The sequence below is a fragment of the Streptomyces sp. NPDC102467 genome, from assembly GCF_044765445.1.
In the GTDB taxonomy this organism is placed as follows: Bacteria; Actinomycetota; Actinomycetes; order Streptomycetales; family Streptomycetaceae; genus Streptomyces.
The window spans coordinates 404,657-422,035 of the sequence record NZ_JBIWKA010000009.1; the positions used below are offsets into that span (position 1 = coordinate 404,657).

Below are 17,379 nucleotides of genomic sequence, written 5' to 3' on the forward strand. Positions count from 1 at the left end.
CGTGCGGGGAGCGATGTCGTGTTCACTCAGGGCTGCAAACATCAAAACCCCCCGTTCTGTTCCGTATCCTGTGCCCGCGCATTCCCAGTACGTTCGCCGGAACACCCTCCGACCAGCTCTTCCACGAGGAGGACAAGCACGCTCCGTACACTCTCCATACGGATTTCCGTACGGCCGCCGTTCAACCGCAGCTCGAGTACTTTGCGGCTACCAGCGAAATTCCGTGTGCCCGTGGGAACACCGTTTCCGGGCCCGACGGCAGCCACGTAGACCGTGCCCACCGGCTGCCCGTCCTGCGGACCGGGCCCGGCGACGCCGGTCGTGGCGATCCCCCAGTCCGCGCCGAGCGCCTCGCGCACTCCGGCCGCCATCTGCAGCGCGACCTCGGGGTGGACAGGACCGTGCGCGGCCAGCAGCTCGGCGTCGACGCCGAGCAGATCGTGCTTGAGCTCGGTCGCGTACGCCGTGACCGACCCGCGGAGCACCTTCGAGGCCCCGGGCACCGCCACCAGCTCCGCGGCCACGAGACCACCGGTCAGCGACTCGGCCACGGCGAGGGTCTCCCCCCGCTCGGCCAACAGCCGCAGCGCCTCGGCAGCCTCATGCGTCACTTCTCGGCCGCCTCCGAGGACGAAGCCTCCGAGGACGAAGTCTCCGGGGACGGCGTCTCCGAGAACGACGACGCCTGCTCCGTGGCCGCCTGCGACACAGCCGCCGCGGCCTGCGCCTCCGCCAGGCCCGCGCGGCGCAACACGACCGCCTGCCGTACGTAATCGAGCCCGGTGATCACGGTCAGCGCCACCGCCACCGCCATCACCCAGAACCGGAACGTGGCGAGCGGCCCGGTCAGCGCCAGCACGTACATGCCGACAGCCGTGCCCTGTGCGAGCGTCTTCAACTTCCCGCCCCGGCTGGCCGGGATCACCCCGTACCGGATCACCACGAAACGCAGCAGCGTGATCCCGAGCTCACGCCCGAGGATGACGCCGGTCACCCACCACGACAGGTCCCCGAGGTAGGACAGGCAGATCAGCGCAGCACCCATGATCGCCTTGTCGGCGATGGGGTCGGCGATCTTCCCGAAGTCGGTGACCAGGTTGTACGTACGCGCCAGGTGCCCGTCGAAGACATCAGTGATCATCGCGACGGCGAACGCCGCCCACGCCCAGGCCCGCCACGCGGGGTCGTACCCGCCGTCGGCCAGCATGAGCATCACGAACCCCGGCACGAGCAGCAGCCGCACCATGGTCAGCAGGTTGGCGACGTTCCAGAGGCTGGCCTGGTTGACGGCCGCAGCGCCCAGCTTGCCGCCGGGCGCCGGCGTGCCGGTCCCGCCCGTGGCGGATGCCGGGACTCCGGTCATCTGGCCGCCTCCTCATAGCCGTCGAGTGGCTCGGCGACGAGGTCCACGCCTTCGGTCCCGACCACCTTTGCCACGACCATACGGCCGACGCTCAGCCCGGCGCCGCCCGTGAGCCGCACCTGGCCGTCGGTCTCGGGCGCCTGGTGCGCACCGCGCCCGACGACACCGTCCTCGGTGTCGACGGACTCGACGAGCACCTCGACGGTCTCGCCCAGGCGCTCCTCGGCCCGCTGCGACACCAGCTGCTCGGCGAGGCGGGACACCCGCGCGAGGCGCTCGGCGACGACGTCCTCGTCGAGCTTGTTCTCGTACGTCGCCGCTTCCGTGCCCTCTTCGTCGGAGTAGCCGAACACACCGATGGCGTCCAGCCGCGCGCCGTTCAGGAAGCGCTCCAGCTCGGCGAAGTCGGACTCGGACTCACCGGGGAAGCCCACGATGAAGTTCGACCGGACACCGGCCTGCGGTGCCTTGCTCCGAATGGTGTCGAGCAGCTCCAGGAAGCGGTCGGTGTCACCGAAGCGCCGCATCGCGCGCAGCACGCCGGGCGCCGAGTGCTGGAAGGAGAGATCGAAGTACGGGACGACCTTGTCGGTGCCCGTCAGTACGTCGATGAGGCCGGGGCGCATCTCGGCGGGCTGCAGATAGCTGACGCGGACCCGCTCGATCCCGTCGACGGCGGCCAGCTCGGGCAGCAGCGACTCAAGGAGGCGGATGTCGCCCAGGTCCTTGCCGTACGACGTGTTGTTCTCGGAGACCAGCATGATCTCCTTGACGCCCTGCTCGCCCAGCCACCGCGTTTCGTTCAGTACGTCACTGGGGCGGCGCGAGATGAAGGAGCCACGGAACGAGGGGATCGCGCAGAACGAGCAGCGCCGGTCGCAGCCGGAGGCCAGCTTCACGGAGGCGACGGGTGCGCCGTCGAGTCGGCGCCGCAGCGGCGCGCGCGGCCCGGACGCGGGCGCGAGCCCGTCGGGCAGATCCGCCGGAGCATGTCCCGGAAGAGCGATCCCCGCCCCGGCCTCCTGGCGCTCGGCGGGGCTGATCGGCAGCAGCTTGCGCCGGTCGCGCGGGGCGTGCGCCTCGACGCTGCCGCCCGAGAGGATGGTCTGCAGGCGACCGGAGATGTCCTCGTAGTCGTCGAACCCGAGCACGCCGTCGGCCTCGGGCAGCGCGTCGGCGAGCTCCTTGCCGTACCGCTCGGCCATGCAGCCGACGGCGACGACGGCCTGGGTTCTGCCATGACCCTTCAGATCATTGGCTTCGAGCAGGGCGTCGACGGAGTCCTTCTTGGCGGCCTCGACGAAGCCACAGGTGTTGACGACGGCGACATCCGCGGACTCGGCGTCCTCGACGAGCTCCCAGCCGTCCGCCTCCAAGCGGCCTGCGAGCTCCTCCGAGTCCACCTCGTTACGGGCGCAGCCAAGGGTGACAAGTGCGACGGTACGGCGTTCGGGCATGGTCTCAAGACTACGTTGTTCCACTGACAGCCCTCGCCGGGAGGGTTGCCGAAGGGGTGCCCGGGCCGTCCGGCGGCTCGTCCGTCAGCCGACTTCGGGGTCTCCCTTGGTGTACGTGAGGCGCTCGACCTGGCCGGGCTGGAACTCGTCCTCGATCTGCTTGCCGTTCACGAACAGCTGGATGGCGCCCGCGTCACCGAGCACGAGATCGACCTTCTGGTTGTCCTGGAAGGTCTTCGTCTGGCCCTTTTCGAGCAGCCCGTCGAAGAGGATCCGCCCGTTGTGGTCCTTCGCGGAGATCCAGCTGCGCCCGTCCGGCGCGCTGATCTTCACGGTGACCTTGTCCTGGGGCGCGGCCGCGATGGCGCTGTCGGACGGGTCCGGCTTCGGGGCGGCGGGCTTCTTGGTCGTGGTGCTCGGCTTCGGGGCGGGCTTGCTGGTCGCGGGCGTCGCGCCCTCGGCGGCCTGCTGCTTGTCGCCGTCGTCGCCGCCATTGACCACGGTGTAGCCGACGAAGGCGATGACGGCCACGATCGCGGCCACCATGGCGGCGGTCCAGTTGGGCCTGCGCGGCTCGGAGCGGATGCGCTCGGCCTCGAACAGCGGGGTGGCCGGCGTGGGCGCGGGCTGCTGGTCGCGCTCGGCGCCGTACTGCGCGAGGAGCGGTTCCGGATCGACGCCCACGGCGCGCGCGAGCGTCCGGATGTGGCCACGCGCGTACACGTCACCGCCACAGCGGGAGAAGTCGTCTTCCTCGATGGCCTGCACGATCGGGATGCGCACCCGGGTCGACTGGCTCACCTCGTCGACGGTCAGCCCCGCGTCGATGCGTGCCTGCTGCAGGGCACGACCGATCGAGGGCCGGTCGTCCGTGTGCGGAGTGCTGTCTTCCGAAGGACGGTCGTCTTCAGGGGAGTTGCCGATGGACACGGGGGCGCCTTTCGAGCGTGTAGCCACCTGCTGGAGGTTCAGTCTAGGGGGGGTACGAAAGGGTGGGGCAACCGGGCGGCCGGACTTTGTACGCCATCAGACTGGCCCGACATCCTGATGGTGGGACAAGAGCTGCCCCCTCGCTCAACTTGACGTACTCGTTGGGGAAACGGTTGCCCCGGATCCCCGTACGAGTGACATCAAATTCGAAAGATCCTCAGGATTGAGCCTCCCCGCGGATCACCGCGAGCACTCCATCCACTTCGTCCGGCTTTACGAGCACGTCACGGGCCTTCGATCCCTCGGTCGGCCCAACGATGCTGCGCGACTCCATGAGGTCCATCAGACGTCCTGCCTTGGCGAAGCCCACACGGAGCTTGCGCTGCAGCATGGACGTGGACCCGAACTGGGTGGAGACGACCAGCTCGACGGCGGCGCACAGCAGCTCCAGGTCGTCGCCGATGTCCTCGTCGATCTCCTTCTTCTGCTTGGTGCCCACGGTGACGTCTTCCCGGAAAACGGGCGCCATCTGGTCCTTGCAGTGCTGCACGACGGCGTAGATCTCGTCCTCGGTGACGAAAGCGCCCTGCATACGGGTCGGCTTGTTCGCGCCCATCGGCAGGAACAGTCCGTCGCCCTTGCCGATGAGCTTCTCGGCGCCGGGCTGGTCCAGGATCACGCGGCTGTCCGCGAGCGAGGAGGTGGCGAAGGCGAGGCGCGAGGGCACGTTCGCCTTGATGAGGCCGGTGACCACGTCGACCGACGGGCGCTGGGTGGCGAGCACCAGGTGGATGCCCGCCGCGCGCGCGAGCTGGGTGATCCGCACGATGGAGTCCTCGACGTCACGCGGCGCGACCATCATCAGGTCGGCGAGCTCGTCGACGATCACCAGCAGGTACGGGTACGCCTTCAGCTCCCGCTCGCTGCCTTCGGGGGTCTTGAGCTTGCCCTCGCGGACGGCCTTGTTGAAGTCGTCGATGTGCCGGTAGCCGAACGCGGCGAGGTCGTCGTAGCGCAGATCCATCTCGCGTACGACCCACTGGAGCGCCTCGGCGGCCCGCTTGGGGTTGGTGATGATCGGCGTGATGAGGTGCGGAATCCCCTCGTACGCCGTCAGCTCCACCCTCTTGGGGTCGACGAGCACCATCCGTACGTCCTCGGGGGTCGCCCGCATCATGATCGAGGTGATGAGGCAGTTGATGCAGGACGACTTGCCGGAACCCGTGGCACCCGCGACAAGGATGTGCGGCATCTTCGCCATGTTCGCCATCACATAGCCGCCCTCGACGTCCTTGCCGAGTGCGACCAGCATCGGGTGATCGTCCTCGGCGGCGTCCGCGAGGCGCAGCACGTCCCCGACATTGACCATCTCGCGGTCGGTGTTCGGGATCTCGATGCCGACCGCGGACTTGCCCGGGATGGGGCTGATGATCCGCACGTCGGGGGAGGCGACGGCGTACGCGATGTTCTTGGCGAGGGCCGTGATCTTCTCGACCTTCACGGCGGGGCCGAGCTCGACCTCGTAGCGCGTGACCGTCGGGCCGCGGGTGAAGCCGGTGACGGCCGCGTCGACCTTGAACTCGGTGAAGACGGTCGAGAGCGACTCGACGACGGCGTCGTTGGCGGCGCTGCGCGACTTGCCGGGCCCACCGCGCGTCAGGAGGTCGAGCGAGGGCAGCCCGTACGTGATGTCGCCGGCGAGCTGGAGCTGCTCCGCGCGCGGCGGCAGGTCCCGCATGTCCTCGGGCGAGGATTTGGTCAGGTCGGGCACGCCGAGCTTCGACGGCGTCCGCTCGGGCTCCGCCGCGACCGGCTCGGCCTTCTTCACCCGGGCCGACGGCACGGGTGCCGTGCGCTCCGGCGCGGGCGCCTCCCCCGAGCGCTCCGCCCGCTCCCCACGCTCCGTGCCGACGCCCTGCGTGAGGTCGGCGACCAGCGGGGACGGCGGCATACCGTTCAGCACGGCCCCGTCCAGCGCGGCGGCGGCAGCGGCGGCCACGTCCACGGCGTCCATGGGCCGCTCCATGGCGGGCTGCACGGACGTGCGTCGGGGCCTGCGCCGCCTGGAGAGGGCGTCCTGCTCTATCCGGTCGGGGTCGTACGCCTCCGGCTCAGGGGCCGCGGAACGCCGCCGCGCGCGCGGGGGCGCCGCCTCGCTCCACTCGTCGTCGTACTCGTCGGCGGCGAGGTCCTCGACGGCCAGGTCGTCGTGGACGATGCCGAGCTTCACGCCGAGCAGCCGAAGGCGCTGCGGAATCGCGTTGACGGGCGTCGCGGTGACCACGAGCAGCCCGAAGACGGTGAGCAGCACGAGGAGCGGGACCGCGAGCACGTCGGTCATGGTGAAGCTGAGCGGGGTCGCGGTCGCCCAGCCGATGAGGCCGCCCGCGTCCCTTATGCCCTGCATGCCGTCGTCCCGCGTGGGTGAGCCGCAGGCGATGTGGACCTGGCCGAGGACGCCGACGACGAGCGCGGACAGGCCGATGACGATGCGCCCGTTGGCCTCGGGCTTCTCCGGGTGACGGATGAGGCGTACGGCGATGAGGCCCAGCAGTATCGGCACCAGCAGATCGAGCCGGCCGAACGCGCCGGTCACCAGCATTTCGACCAGGTCACCGACCGGCCCGCGCAGATTCGACCAGGTACCGGCCGCGCAGACCAGCGCGACGCCGAGCAGCAGCAGCGCCAGGCCGTCCTTGCGGTGCGCCGGGTCGAGCCCCTTCGCGCCACGCCCTATGCCGCGGAACATCGCCCCTACGCTGTGCGCGACGCCGAGCCACAGGGCGCGCACGACCTTGTACAAGCCCCCCGTGGGGCTGGGCGCCGGCCTGGGCGCGGCCTTCTTCGCCGCCGCCTTCTTCGCGGGCGCCTTCGCCACGGCCTTCTTGACGGGAGCTTTTCTCGCAGGGGCCTTCTTCGCCGGAGCCTTGATCGGCGCGGCCGCCTTCTTCGCGGGCGTCTTCTTGGCTGCAGGACGTGAGGCCATAGGTGTGAGGTTACCGGTGGAGGCGCCCACGGACACGTGTGCCCAGTGCTTCACCCGTTCGTGTCGCGGACTGCCGGTGCCCGAACTGACGCGGCCGCAAAGCCCCGTCGTCGATTCAGCTCTGGGACGGCAAGGACGGCGCGCCGCTGCCCGTGCCGGGCTCCAGAGCGTCAAGAGCCCTGCGCAAGCCGGTGAGTTTGCGCTCCAGGTGGGCGGCCGTGGCAACGGCTGCCGCATCCGCCGACTCCTCGTCGAGCTGCTTGGACAGCGCCTCGGCCTGCTCCTCGACCGCGGCGAGCCGCGCCGACAGCTCGGCGAGCAGCCCCGCAGGCTCCTTCGCGTCACCGACGGACCTGTTGCCGCCCTCCAGCTGGAGCCGCAGCAGAGCGGCCTGCTCCCGGAGTTGACAGTTCTTCATGTACAGCTCCACGAAGACCGAGACCTTCGCACGCAGTACCCACGGGTCGAACGGTTTGGAGATGTAGTCCACCGCACCCGCCGCGTAGCCACGGAACGTGTGGTGCGGTCCGTGGTTGATCGCGGTGAGGAAGATGATCGGGATGTCCCGCGTCCGTTCCCGACGCTTGATGTGCGCCGCGGTTTCGAACCCGTCCATTCCTGGCATCTGTACGTCAAGCAAGATGACCGCGAAATCGTCCGTGAGCAGCGCCTTGAGCGCTTCCTCCCCGGACGATGCCCGCACCAGCGTCTGATCGAGCGCAGAGAGGATGGCCTCCAGCGCCAGCAGATTCTCCGGCCGGTCATCGACCAGGAGGATCTTGGCCTTCTGCACCATGGCCCGCCCTCCTCGCCCCGGCATGGGGCCGCCCCTGTCCGCAGGATTCGAGGCGGCTCCTTGCGCCGCCCCAGGGGACGGCTCCCTTGCGCCGCCCGTCCTTGTGCCGGTCATCGTAGCCGCACCCTGCCTGCCGCCACACCCTGTCACCGAGATGTCACTGTGCACGTAGCAGAAACGCAGCGGGAGACCAGAAGGTTCCCCGGTTACCGCACTTCTACACGGACGCGGCCACACTCAGTCAGCAACTCCGCGTGAATCTTTCGGATTCCGGTCAGTCACCGCGCATCCACTGCTCCATCACAGACAGCAGGTGATCGGGGTCCACCGGCTTCGTGACGTAGTCGGAAGCGCCGGACTCGATGGCCTTCTCCCGGTCGCCCTTCATGGCCTTCGCGGTGAGCGCGATGATCGGCAGTCCGGCGAACTGCGGCATCCTACGGATCGCCGTCGTCGTCGCATAGCCGTCCATCTCCGGCATCATGATGTCCATCAGCACGACCGTCACATCGTCGTGCTGCTCCAGGACTTCGATGCCCTCCCGCCCGTTCTCCGCGTACAGGACCGACAGTCCGTGCTGCTCCAGGACGCTGGTGAGCGCGAAGACGTTGCGGATGTCGTCGTCCACGATGAGCACCTTCTCGCCACCGAAGTGGAACGAGCGCCGCACCTTGGGCGTGCCCTGCGCCTCACCGTCCTCCTCCCAATGCTGCTGGGCGGGCGTCGGCTGCCCTGCGAGCGACGAACGGAACTCCGGCCCCGGCGTGGGCCTGCGGCGCCGCCTGAAGAGCGCCGCGGCACCGTTCTGCGTCTCCTGGTACGACTTCACCTCCGCCGGGGTCTCCACCTCGGCCGGCTCCGGCGCGGCGTCGAGGGCCAGCGGGCGGCCCGGTTCGACGGCCGGGGCGAGCTGCGAGTATCCCTGGGGCGGCAGCTCGCTCGGGTGCAGCGGCAGGTACAGCGTGAACGTGGAGCCGCGGCCGGACTCGCTCGCCGCATGGATCTCACCGCCCAGCAGTCGGGCGATCTCACGGCTGATGGAGAGCCCGAGGCCCGTGCCGCCGTACTTGCGGCTGGTGGTGCCGTCGGCCTGCTTGAACGCCTCGAAGATCACTCGCATCTTGCTGCCCGCGATACCGATGCCGGTGTCGGTCACCGAGAAGGCGATCAGATCGCCGTCCGCCTCCCTCAACGAGCCCGCTTCCAGGAGCTGTTCACGGATGGCGTTCGGCACGTCGGCGCCCGCCGGCCTGATGACGAGCTCCACCGCACCGGAGTCGGTGAACTTCACCGCATTGGAGAGAAGGTTGCGCAGCACCTGGAGGAGGCGCTGTTCGTCGGTGTGCAACGTAGTGGGCAGTTCCGGCGACACCCTTACGGAGAAGTCGAGTTGCTTCTCCGCGGTCAGCGGCCGGAACGTCGCCTCTACGTAGTCGACAAGCTGCACCAGAGCGATACGGGTCGGCGAGACGTCCATCTTGCCCGCCTCGACCTTCGACAGATCCAGGATGTCGTTGATCAACTGGAGCAGGTCGGAACCCGCCCCGTGGATCGTCTCGGCGAACTCGACCTGCTTCGGCGTGAGGTTCGTGTCGGCGTTGTCGGCGAGCAACTTGGCAAGGATCAGCAGCGAGTTGAGCGGAGTGCGCAGCTCGTGCGACATGTTGGCGAGGAACTCGCTCTTGTAGCGCATCGACACCGCGAGCTGCTCGGCGCGCTCCTCCAGGACCTGTCGCGCCTCTTCGATCTCGGTGTTCTTCACCTCGATGTCGCGGTTCTGCTGAGCGAGCAGTTCGGCCTTCTCCTCCAGTTCGGCGTTGGACGCCTGGAGGGCCTTCTGCCGGTTCTCCAACTCGGCCGAACGCTCCCGCAGTTGCTCGGTCAGCTCCTGCGACTGCTTCAGCAGCACCTCCGTCTTGGTATTGACGGAGATCGTGTTGACGCTCGTCGCGATCATCTCGGCGATCTGCCCCAGGAAGTCCTTCTGGATCTGCGTGAACGGCGTGAAGGACGCCAGCTCGATCACGCCGAGCACCGTGTTCTCGAAGAGCACCGGGATCACGACGACCTGGGCGGGCGGTGCCTCCCCGAGCCCCGAGGCGATCTTCAGGTAGCCGCTGGGCGCGTTGTCCACGAGGATCGTGCGCCGCTCCTGCGCGGCGGTCCCGATGAGCGTCTCACCGGGCCGGAAGGACGTCGGCATGGAGCCCATGGAGTAGCCGTAGCTGCCGAGCATGCGCAGTTCGTACGCGTCCTCGGGCGCGACCGTCGGGTCGGCGCCGTCCTCCAGGGGCAGCGCCACGAAGAACGCGCCGTGCTGCGCCGAGACCACCGGCGTCAGCTCGCTCATGATCAGCGAGGCCACGTCCGCGAGGTCGCGGCGGCCCTGCATCAGACCCGAGATACGGGCCAGGTTGCCCTTCAGCCAGTCCTGCTCCTCGTTGGCGATCGTGGTGTCGCGCAGGTTCGAGATCATCTTGTTGATGTTGTCCTGCAGGACCTGGATCTCGCCCGCCGCGTCGACGTCGATCTTCAGGTTGAGGTCACCGCGGGTCACCGCGGTGGCGACGGCCGCGATGGCACGCACCTGACGGGTCAGGTTCCCGGCCATCTCGTTCACGGACTCCGTCAGGTCGCGCCAGGTGCCGTCCACGTCGCGCACGCGCGCCTGGCCGCCCAGCTGGCCCTCCGTGCCCACCTCGCGAGCGACCCGGGTGACCTGCTCCGCGAACGAGGACAGCTGGTCGACCATCGTGTTGATCGTCGTCTTCAGTTCGAGGATCTCGCCGCGCGCGTCGATGTCGATCTTCTTGGTCAGGTCGCCCTTGGCGATGGCGGTCGTGACCATCGCGATGTTGCGCACCTGGCCGGTGAGGTTCGAGGCCATGCCGTTCACGGACTCGGTGAGGTCCTTCCACGTGCCGGCCACGCCCGGGACGCGGGCCTGACCGCCGAGGATGCCGTCCGTGCCCACCTCGCGGGCCACCTTGGTGACCTGGTCGGCGAACGAACTCAGGGTCTTCACCATCGTGTTGAACGTGTCGGCGAGCTGCGCGACCTCGCCGCGCGCCTCGATGGTCACCGTTCGGGTCAGGTCGCCGTTGGCCACGGCGTTGGCGACCTGGGAGATGTTGCGCACCTGCATGGTCAGGTTGTTGGCCATCAGGTTGACGTTGTCACTCAGGTCCTTCCAGATGCCGGTGATGCCCGGCACCCGCGCCTGACCGCCGAGCTGTCCCTCGGTGCCCACCTCGCGGGCGACGCGCGTCACCTGCTCGGCGAACGCGGAGAGCTGGTCGACCATCGTGTTCACGGTGGTGACGAGTTCGAGGATCTCGCCCTTGGCGTCGACCGTGATCTTCTTCGAGAGGTCGCCGCGCGCTACAGCTGTAGTGACTTCGGCGATATTGCGCACCTGAAGGGTCAGGTTGTTCGCCATGCCGTTCACGGACTGCGTCAGGTCCTTCCACGTACCCGACACACCCTGCACCTCGGCCTGACCGCCGAGGATGCCGTCCGTACCCACCTCGCGGGCCACCCGGGTCACCTGCTCGGCGAACGCCGAGAGCTGGTCGACCATCGTGTTGAGGGTGTTCTTCAGCTCCAGGATCTCGCCGCGCGCGTCCACGTCGATCTTCTGCGACAGGTCACCGCGCGCCACCGCCGTGGCGACCTGCGCGATGTTGCGCACCTGGGCCGTGAGGTTGCCGGCCATGCCGTTCACGGAGTCCGTCAGGTCGCGCCACACACCGGCGACGCCAGGCACCTGCGCCTGACCGCCGAGGCGCCCCTCGGTCCCCACCTCACGAGCCACCCGGGTCACCTGGTCCGCGAACGCGGAGAGCTGGTCGACCATCGTGTTGATGGTGTTCTTCAGCTCCAGGATCTCGCCGCGCGCGTCCACGTCGATCTTCTGCGACAGGTCGCCCCGCGCCACAGCCGTAGTGACCTGGGCGATCTGCCGCACCTGTGAAGTCAGGTTCCCCGCCATGAAGTTGACGGAGTCCGTGAGCTCCTTCCAGGTACCGCTCACGCCGTCCACCCGGGCCTGACCGCCGAGGCGGCCCTCCGTGCCCACGTCGCGCGCCATACGGGTCACCTGGTCGGCGAAGCTGGAGAGCTGGTCCACCATCGTGTTCACGGTGTTCTTCAGCTGGAGCATCTCGCCGGAGACGTCGACGGTGACCTTCTGCGACAGGTCACCGTTCGCCACCGCCGTCGTCACCTGCGCGATGTTGCGCACCTGACCGGTGAGGTTGCGGAAAGCCGTGTTGACCGAGTCGGTCAGGTCCTTCCACGTCCCGGCCGCACCCGGCACCAACGCCTGACCGCCCAGCTCACCCTCGACACCGACCTCCCGCGCGACACGCGTGACCTCGGAGCCGAAGGCCGACAGCTGGTCGACCATCGTGTTGACGGTGTTCTTCAACTCCAGCATTTCACCGGCGACATCGACGGTGACCTTCAGCGACAGATCACCGTTCGCCACCGCCGTCGTGACAGTGGCGATGTCCCGCACCTGCGTCGTGAGGTTCCGGAAGACCGTGTTGACCGAGTCCGTCAGGTCCTTCCAGGTCCCGGCCGCACCCGGCACGTTGGCCTGACCACCGAGCTGTCCTTCGGCGCCGACCTCGTTGGCGACACGGGTGACCTCGTCCGCGAACGTACGCAGCGTCTCGGTCATCTGGTTGATCGTCTCGGCGAGCTGCGCGACCTCGCCGCGAGCCGACACCGTCACCTTCTGCGACAGGTCACCATTGGCTACAGCTGTAGTGACCTGAGCGATCCCCCGCACCTGGGCGGTCAGATTGCCGGCCATAAGGTTCACCGAATCGGTGAGGTCCTTCCACACGCCGGCCACACCGGGCACCTGCGCCTGACCGCCGAGCTCGCCCTCCGTACCCACCTCCCGAGCCACCCGCGTGACCTCGGAGGAGAACGACGACAGCTGGTCCACCATCGTGTTCACGGTGTTCTTCAGCTCGAGCATCTCGCCCGCGACGTGGACCGTGACCTTTCGGGACAAGTCGCCCTTCGCCACCGCGGTGGTGACGAGAGCAATGTCACGCACCTGTGCGGTGAGCCGGTACGCCATCGTGTTGACCGAATCCGTGAGATCTTTCCACGAACCGGACATTCCACGTACGCGTGCCTGACCACCGAGCTTGCCCTCGGTACCCACTTCGCTGGCCACGCGCGTGACCTCGTCGGTGAACGTGGAGAGCTGGTCGACCAGATTGTTGACGGTCCGCCCGACCTTCAGGAACTCGCCCCGCAGCGGATGCCCCGTCCCGTCCGGCACCTGCGACCGCAGCTCCATGCGCGGCGACAGATCGCCCTCCGCGACCGCCGTGAGTACCCGGCCGACCTCCGAGACGGGTCGTACGAGGTCGTCGACGAGCGCGTTCGACGCGTTGATGGCAGCGGCCCAGGAGCCCTCACAGGCGCCCGCCTCCAGGCGCTCGGTGAGCTTGCCCTCGCGCCCGACCATGCGCCTCACCCGCGACAGCTCGCCGGTCAGATGCAGATTCCGGTCGGCCACCTCGTTGAAGACAGCCGCGATCTCGGACATCACCCCGTCGCCACTGACCGTGAGCCGCTTGCGGAAATTTCCGTCCCGCATCGCGACGAGACCGGCCAGCAGCCTGTTCAGCGCCGCACTGTCCACCGTTGTGGTGCCATTGCGCGACTTGTGCTGTTTACTCAGGGACTGTCCGCCTTCTGCGCGCGCTTTCCTGCCCCGCGTCGGTGCGCCAGACTCCACTGTGTCCCTCCCGCAGGGGTCGACCAGAACTGCTCGGGTTGCTCGGGTTCGCTTCTACCGTCGCAACGGCTTTTCAATGCGTTCTCTTCAGAAGCTTGCCCAGTGTTTCACCATGGCTGAACCAGGCCATAACAGTTCGGCAGCTTCGCACACCGTCCGCACACCCTCCGGACGGAAACACCGGCGACCGGCATCCGCATGGACCGCGAAGGTAAGTAACCTTGCATACGGCTGTCCACCCGCCCCGGTCCGCCCGGCCTGGGCGGTGGCGGAAAACGAGCGGGCATCGGAGGGGCGGCCACGACATGGGTACGGGAGACGTGGGCCTCGACAGTCGTACAGCGAGTACAACTCGTACAGGGAGTTCTGTGATCACCGCGCGCGCGGCTGCCACATTCGAACCGGTCGGGCGATCCGTCGCGACCGCGCGCTCCTTCGTGCGCGACACCCTTCAGGGGTGGGGCTTCGCCGACATCATCGACGACGCGGTGGTCCTCACCAGCGAACTCGTGACAAATGCCGTGGTTCACGCGGGCACATCCGCGGAGGTCCTGTGCCTGCGAGGTGACGACCACGTCCGCATCGAGGTCGCCGACCGCTATCCGGAGCGTGAGATCCCGCTTCAGTCCTCGGCGGTCAGCATGGGCAGCCCCGATCGCGAGGGCGGCCGCGGCCTCCAGCTCTGCGCGGCGCTCGCAGGCCGCTGGGGCGTCGACTATTCGGCCACGCACAAGCGGGTCTGGTTCCAAATCGACCTGCCCGCACGCTCGGTGGGCACCCGCGCCGCGGGCCCCGTGCTCCCCACGGACCTCCTGCCCCTCGCCGACGAGCGGGTCCGCGTCGCCGTCGTCCAGATCGACAAGACCGGCGCGATCACCGCGTGGAACGAGGACGCGGAGCACCTTTTCGGTTACGCGGCCGATCACGTCACCGGCAAGCCCCTCACCGACCTCGCCGCCTGGCCGCACACGCCCGGCACCAGCACGGGCATCGCCGACGCGCTGCAACTCTCGCGCTGGGAAGGCAGTTACGGCATCCGCAGCGCGAGCGGGCGCGTGGCCCCGGTCTACGCCTCGCATCTGCGCGTCCGCGACACCGACGGCGACCCGTCCACGGTCTGTCTGCTCGTACGCGACCACGAGCGCGCCGTGCTGCAGACGCCCCTGCGCCTCCCCACGCCCGACAGCGGCGCCCACCCCGACAGCCAGGGCACGGACCCCTTCGAGATCTTCATCGGCTCGCCGGCCCCCGACGACCTCGACGGCCTGCTGCAGCGCACGGTGGAGCGCGCCCGCGACATGCTCGACGCCGACTCGGCGTTCCTGCTGCTGGCCACCGACGACGAGACGGAGCTCGAGGTCCGCGCCTCCACCGGCCTCCCCTCGGCCCGCCAGCGCTTCGCCAGGGTCCCGGTCGAGGTCGGCCCCGGCCGCTACGGTTCGGCGCGGATGCCGGCCGTCCACGAGGACCTCACCCAAGTGCCGGGCGCCGTACCGTTGTTGAGCGGGACAGGCATGCGCTCCGTCGTCACGGTCCCGCTGAAGGTCGAGGGACGCCTCACCGGCTCACTCGGCGTGGCGGCCGAGGCCCCCGACCGCTACTCGAACGAGGAGGCCCTGCGCCTCCAGTTCGCGGCCGACCGCATCGCCATGGCCGTCGAGTCGGCCCGCCTCGGCGAACTCGAAAAGCTCCGCCGCGGCTCCCTCAGCTTCCTCGTCGAGGCCTCCGACCTGCTGGCCGGCACCCTCGACCGGGATCAAACCCTGGCGCTCATGGCCCAGATGACGGTCCCGACTCTCGCCACCTGGTGCGCGGTCTACATGATCGCCGACCAGGCCTCGGAGCCGTACCTGTCCTACGTCCTGCACGAGGACGAGGACCGCATCGACGGCCTCAAGGCGCTGCTCTCCAAGATCGCCCCACCGGAACCCGTGCCGGCCCCGGGCGCCCGCATCTGGGCGGCCCCGGCGGAGGCGGCCCACCAGGCTGCTCTCCGTACGTCCATGCGCAGCCTGGGCCTTGGCGAACCGGCCAGCGTGAGCTCGGGCATCGGTACCACTCTCGCGACGGCCTCAGCGGTCGGCGGCGAGACGGTGGTCCTCCCCCTCGTAGCCCGTAACCGGGTCATCGGCATGCTCACGCTCGGCAAGCCCACGGACGAGCACTTCCGGCAGGAAATCCTGGAGCTGGCCGAGGACATGAGCCGCCGGGCGGCTCTGGCCCTCGACAACGCGCGCCTGTACTCGGAGCGCATGGCCATCAGCCAGTCCCTCCAGCGCAGCCTCCTGCCGCCGGAGCTCCCGCACGTCCCGGGCGTCGAGGTGGAGGTCATCTACCGCGCGGCCGGCGAGGGCAACGAGGTGGGCGGTGACTTCTACGACCTCTTCCCGATCCGCGACGGCGCGTACGGCTTCGCGATCGGCGATGTCTGCGGTACGGGCCCGGAGGCGGCGGCCGTCACGGGCCTGGCCCGCCATGCGCTGCGCCTGCTGGCCCGTGAGGGCTTCGGCGGCCCGGCCGTCCTGGAGCGCCTGAACGCGGCGATCCTCGACGAGGGCGCCCGCAGCCGCTTCCTGACGCTGCTCTACGGGGAGTTGTGGCCGCAGGAGGACGGCTCGGCGGTCCTCAAGATGGTCTGCGCCGGCCACCCGCTCCCGCTCCGTCTGCGGCAGAACGGCACGGTGGAGCCGTTCGCGGAACCGCAGCCGCTCCTCGGCGTCATGGACGACCTGGAGTTGTACGAGCAGACGATGACGCTCGACCCGGGTGATGTCCTGCTCTGCGTCACCGACGGCATCACGGAGCGCCGCGAGGGCACCCGCATGCTCGGCGACGACGGCCTGGCCGAAGTCCTGTCGGGTTGTACGGGCCTGACGGCCGGTGCGGTCGCGGCTCGCATCATGCGGGCGGTGGAGCGCTTCGCAGCCGACGCCCCGTCGGACGACATGGCAATCCTCGCGATGCGCGTGCCCGGTCTCCAGCACGACTGATCCGGCCCGTTCCGGAGGGGCGGGGGCCATGAAAAAAGGCCCCCGCCCGATCAGGGCGAGAGCCTCAATTACCGAGCCCCCAAGCGGAATCGAACCGCTGACCTTCTCCTTACCATGGAGACGCTCTACCGACTGAGCTATAGGGGCCGGTCGCTTCGCGGTTTCCGCTCGGCAACGAAATAAAGCATACCTGAACTTCGGGTGCCCTCGAACCGTCAGTCTAGAAGGCCGGTTGAAGCAATCCGCCCAAAGCGTTGCACGCGGATACCACGCGTTGGAGCTGTCTGCGCGTCATCGAGCCGTCGACGGGCAGCGCCAGTGTCTCGTCGGCTGCCCGCTCGGTCTCGGGCAGGGCCACATCGCGCCGGAACGCCGACAAGCGGTGCACGGGCGCCTTCACGGGCACGCTGCATTCGACGCCCTTGCCCCGCAGGACCCGGGCGAAGGCGTCGCGGTCGGGCCGCCCGTTCCCGGGGACCCGCACGACGTACTGCTGGTAGGTGTGTCCCTCATGCCCGGCAGGTGTACGCACCCCGCTCAGCCGCCCGCTCAAGTAGGCGGCGTGCACCCGCCGTTGACCCACCTCGTCGTGCGGCTTCTCCGATTCGCCCTGCTCGAGTACGAGCAGTCCGTGCCGGCTGCCGAGGTGGAGCAACCGTTCGATGTCGGCCCGGTGCCCGAAGCGGTGGACGGCGACGACGGCCGCGGTTCGCGCGCTGAGGCGGTCCGCGACGTGCGAAGGATCGATGCAGTAGGTGTCCGCGTCGATGTCCGCGAAGACGGGAGCCGCACCGGCCCGTACGACGGCCTCGGCGACTTCGGGGTTACCGAAGGCCGGCACGATCACTTCGTCACCGGCTCCGACGCCTGCGGCTTGCAGCATTGCAACTGTGCCCATGGCTGGATCGTGACCGCGGAACGTGAACACGAAGTGACGCACAACAAAAAAGCCTCTGGCCTCGAGCGTAATGCTCGAGGCCAGAGGCTTCTTATCAAATTTAGTTCGGCGGCGTCCTACTCTCCCACAGGGTCCCCCCTGCAGTACCATCGGCGCTGTGAGGCTTAGCTTCCGGGTTCGAAATGTAACCGGGCG

Annotated in this window: 9 protein-coding genes, 1 tRNA gene and 1 rRNA gene; 1 reads left to right on the forward strand and 10 read right to left on the reverse strand. The window is 68.8% G+C overall.

Annotation, left to right across the window (positions count from 1 at the left end; translation table 11 throughout):
• Nucleotides 1-41: 41 nt before the first annotated feature.
• The 7 genes from ACIREE_RS21345 to ACIREE_RS21375 form a co-directional block, all read right to left on the reverse strand.
• Nucleotides 42-611: a CinA family protein gene (locus ACIREE_RS21345; RefSeq protein WP_404154211.1), complete on the reverse strand. Its 570-nt coding sequence runs from the start codon at nucleotides 609-611 to the stop codon at nucleotides 42-44.
• Entirely contained in the window at nucleotides 608-1,363 is a 756-nt protein-coding gene (gene pgsA / locus ACIREE_RS21350; protein ID WP_404154214.1) for a CDP-diacylglycerol--glycerol-3-phosphate 3-phosphatidyltransferase, read from the reverse strand. Before pgsA ends, ACIREE_RS21345 begins: the two co-directional genes overlap by 4 nt.
• A complete protein-coding gene (gene rimO / locus ACIREE_RS21355) occupies nucleotides 1,360-2,820 on the reverse strand; it encodes a 30S ribosomal protein S12 methylthiotransferase RimO (RefSeq protein ID WP_404154218.1) in 1,461 nt (486 codons plus the stop codon). Before rimO ends, pgsA begins: the two co-directional genes overlap by 4 nt.
• Before the next feature lie 84 nt (nucleotides 2,821-2,904).
• Complete coding sequence (locus ACIREE_RS21360; RefSeq protein WP_404154221.1) at nucleotides 2,905-3,750, reverse strand: RodZ domain-containing protein; 846 nt, start codon at nucleotides 3,748-3,750, stop codon at nucleotides 2,905-2,907.
• A gap of 217 nt (nucleotides 3,751-3,967) precedes the next feature.
• The gene (locus ACIREE_RS21365) at nucleotides 3,968-6,736 is read right to left on the reverse strand and encodes a DNA translocase FtsK (protein ID WP_404154224.1); all 2,769 of its coding nucleotides are present in this window, start codon (nucleotides 6,734-6,736) and stop codon (nucleotides 3,968-3,970) included.
• Between the two features lie 115 nt (nucleotides 6,737-6,851).
• A complete protein-coding gene (locus ACIREE_RS21370) occupies nucleotides 6,852-7,532 on the reverse strand; it encodes a two-component system response regulator (protein ID WP_404154227.1) in 681 nt (226 codons plus the stop codon).
• A gap of 274 nt (nucleotides 7,533-7,806) precedes the next feature.
• Nucleotides 7,807-13,296, reverse strand: a complete 5,490-nt coding sequence (locus ACIREE_RS21375) for a HAMP domain-containing protein (RefSeq protein WP_404154230.1) — start codon at nucleotides 13,294-13,296, stop codon at nucleotides 7,807-7,809.
• Nucleotides 13,297-13,664: 368 nt separating this feature from the next.
• On the opposite strand from ACIREE_RS21375, the gene ACIREE_RS21380 reads away from it, so the two are divergent.
• Complete coding sequence (locus tag ACIREE_RS21380) at nucleotides 13,665-16,286, forward strand: SpoIIE family protein phosphatase (RefSeq protein ID WP_404154233.1); 2,622 nt, start codon at nucleotides 13,665-13,667, stop codon at nucleotides 16,284-16,286.
• A 74-nt stretch (nucleotides 16,287-16,360) separates the two neighbouring features.
• On the opposite strand, the gene ACIREE_RS21385 is transcribed toward ACIREE_RS21380, so the two are convergent.
• The 3 genes from ACIREE_RS21385 to rrf form a co-directional block, all read right to left on the reverse strand.
• A tRNA-Thr gene (locus tag ACIREE_RS21385) sits at nucleotides 16,361-16,433 on the reverse strand.
• 73 nt (nucleotides 16,434-16,506) lie between these two features.
• A complete protein-coding gene (locus ACIREE_RS21390) occupies nucleotides 16,507-17,169 on the reverse strand; it encodes a DegT/DnrJ/EryC1/StrS family aminotransferase (RefSeq protein WP_404154288.1) in 663 nt (220 codons plus the stop codon).
• A 118-nt stretch (nucleotides 17,170-17,287) separates the two neighbouring features.
• Nucleotides 17,288-17,379, reverse strand: a 5S ribosomal RNA gene (rrf, locus tag ACIREE_RS21395); the annotation flags it as partial.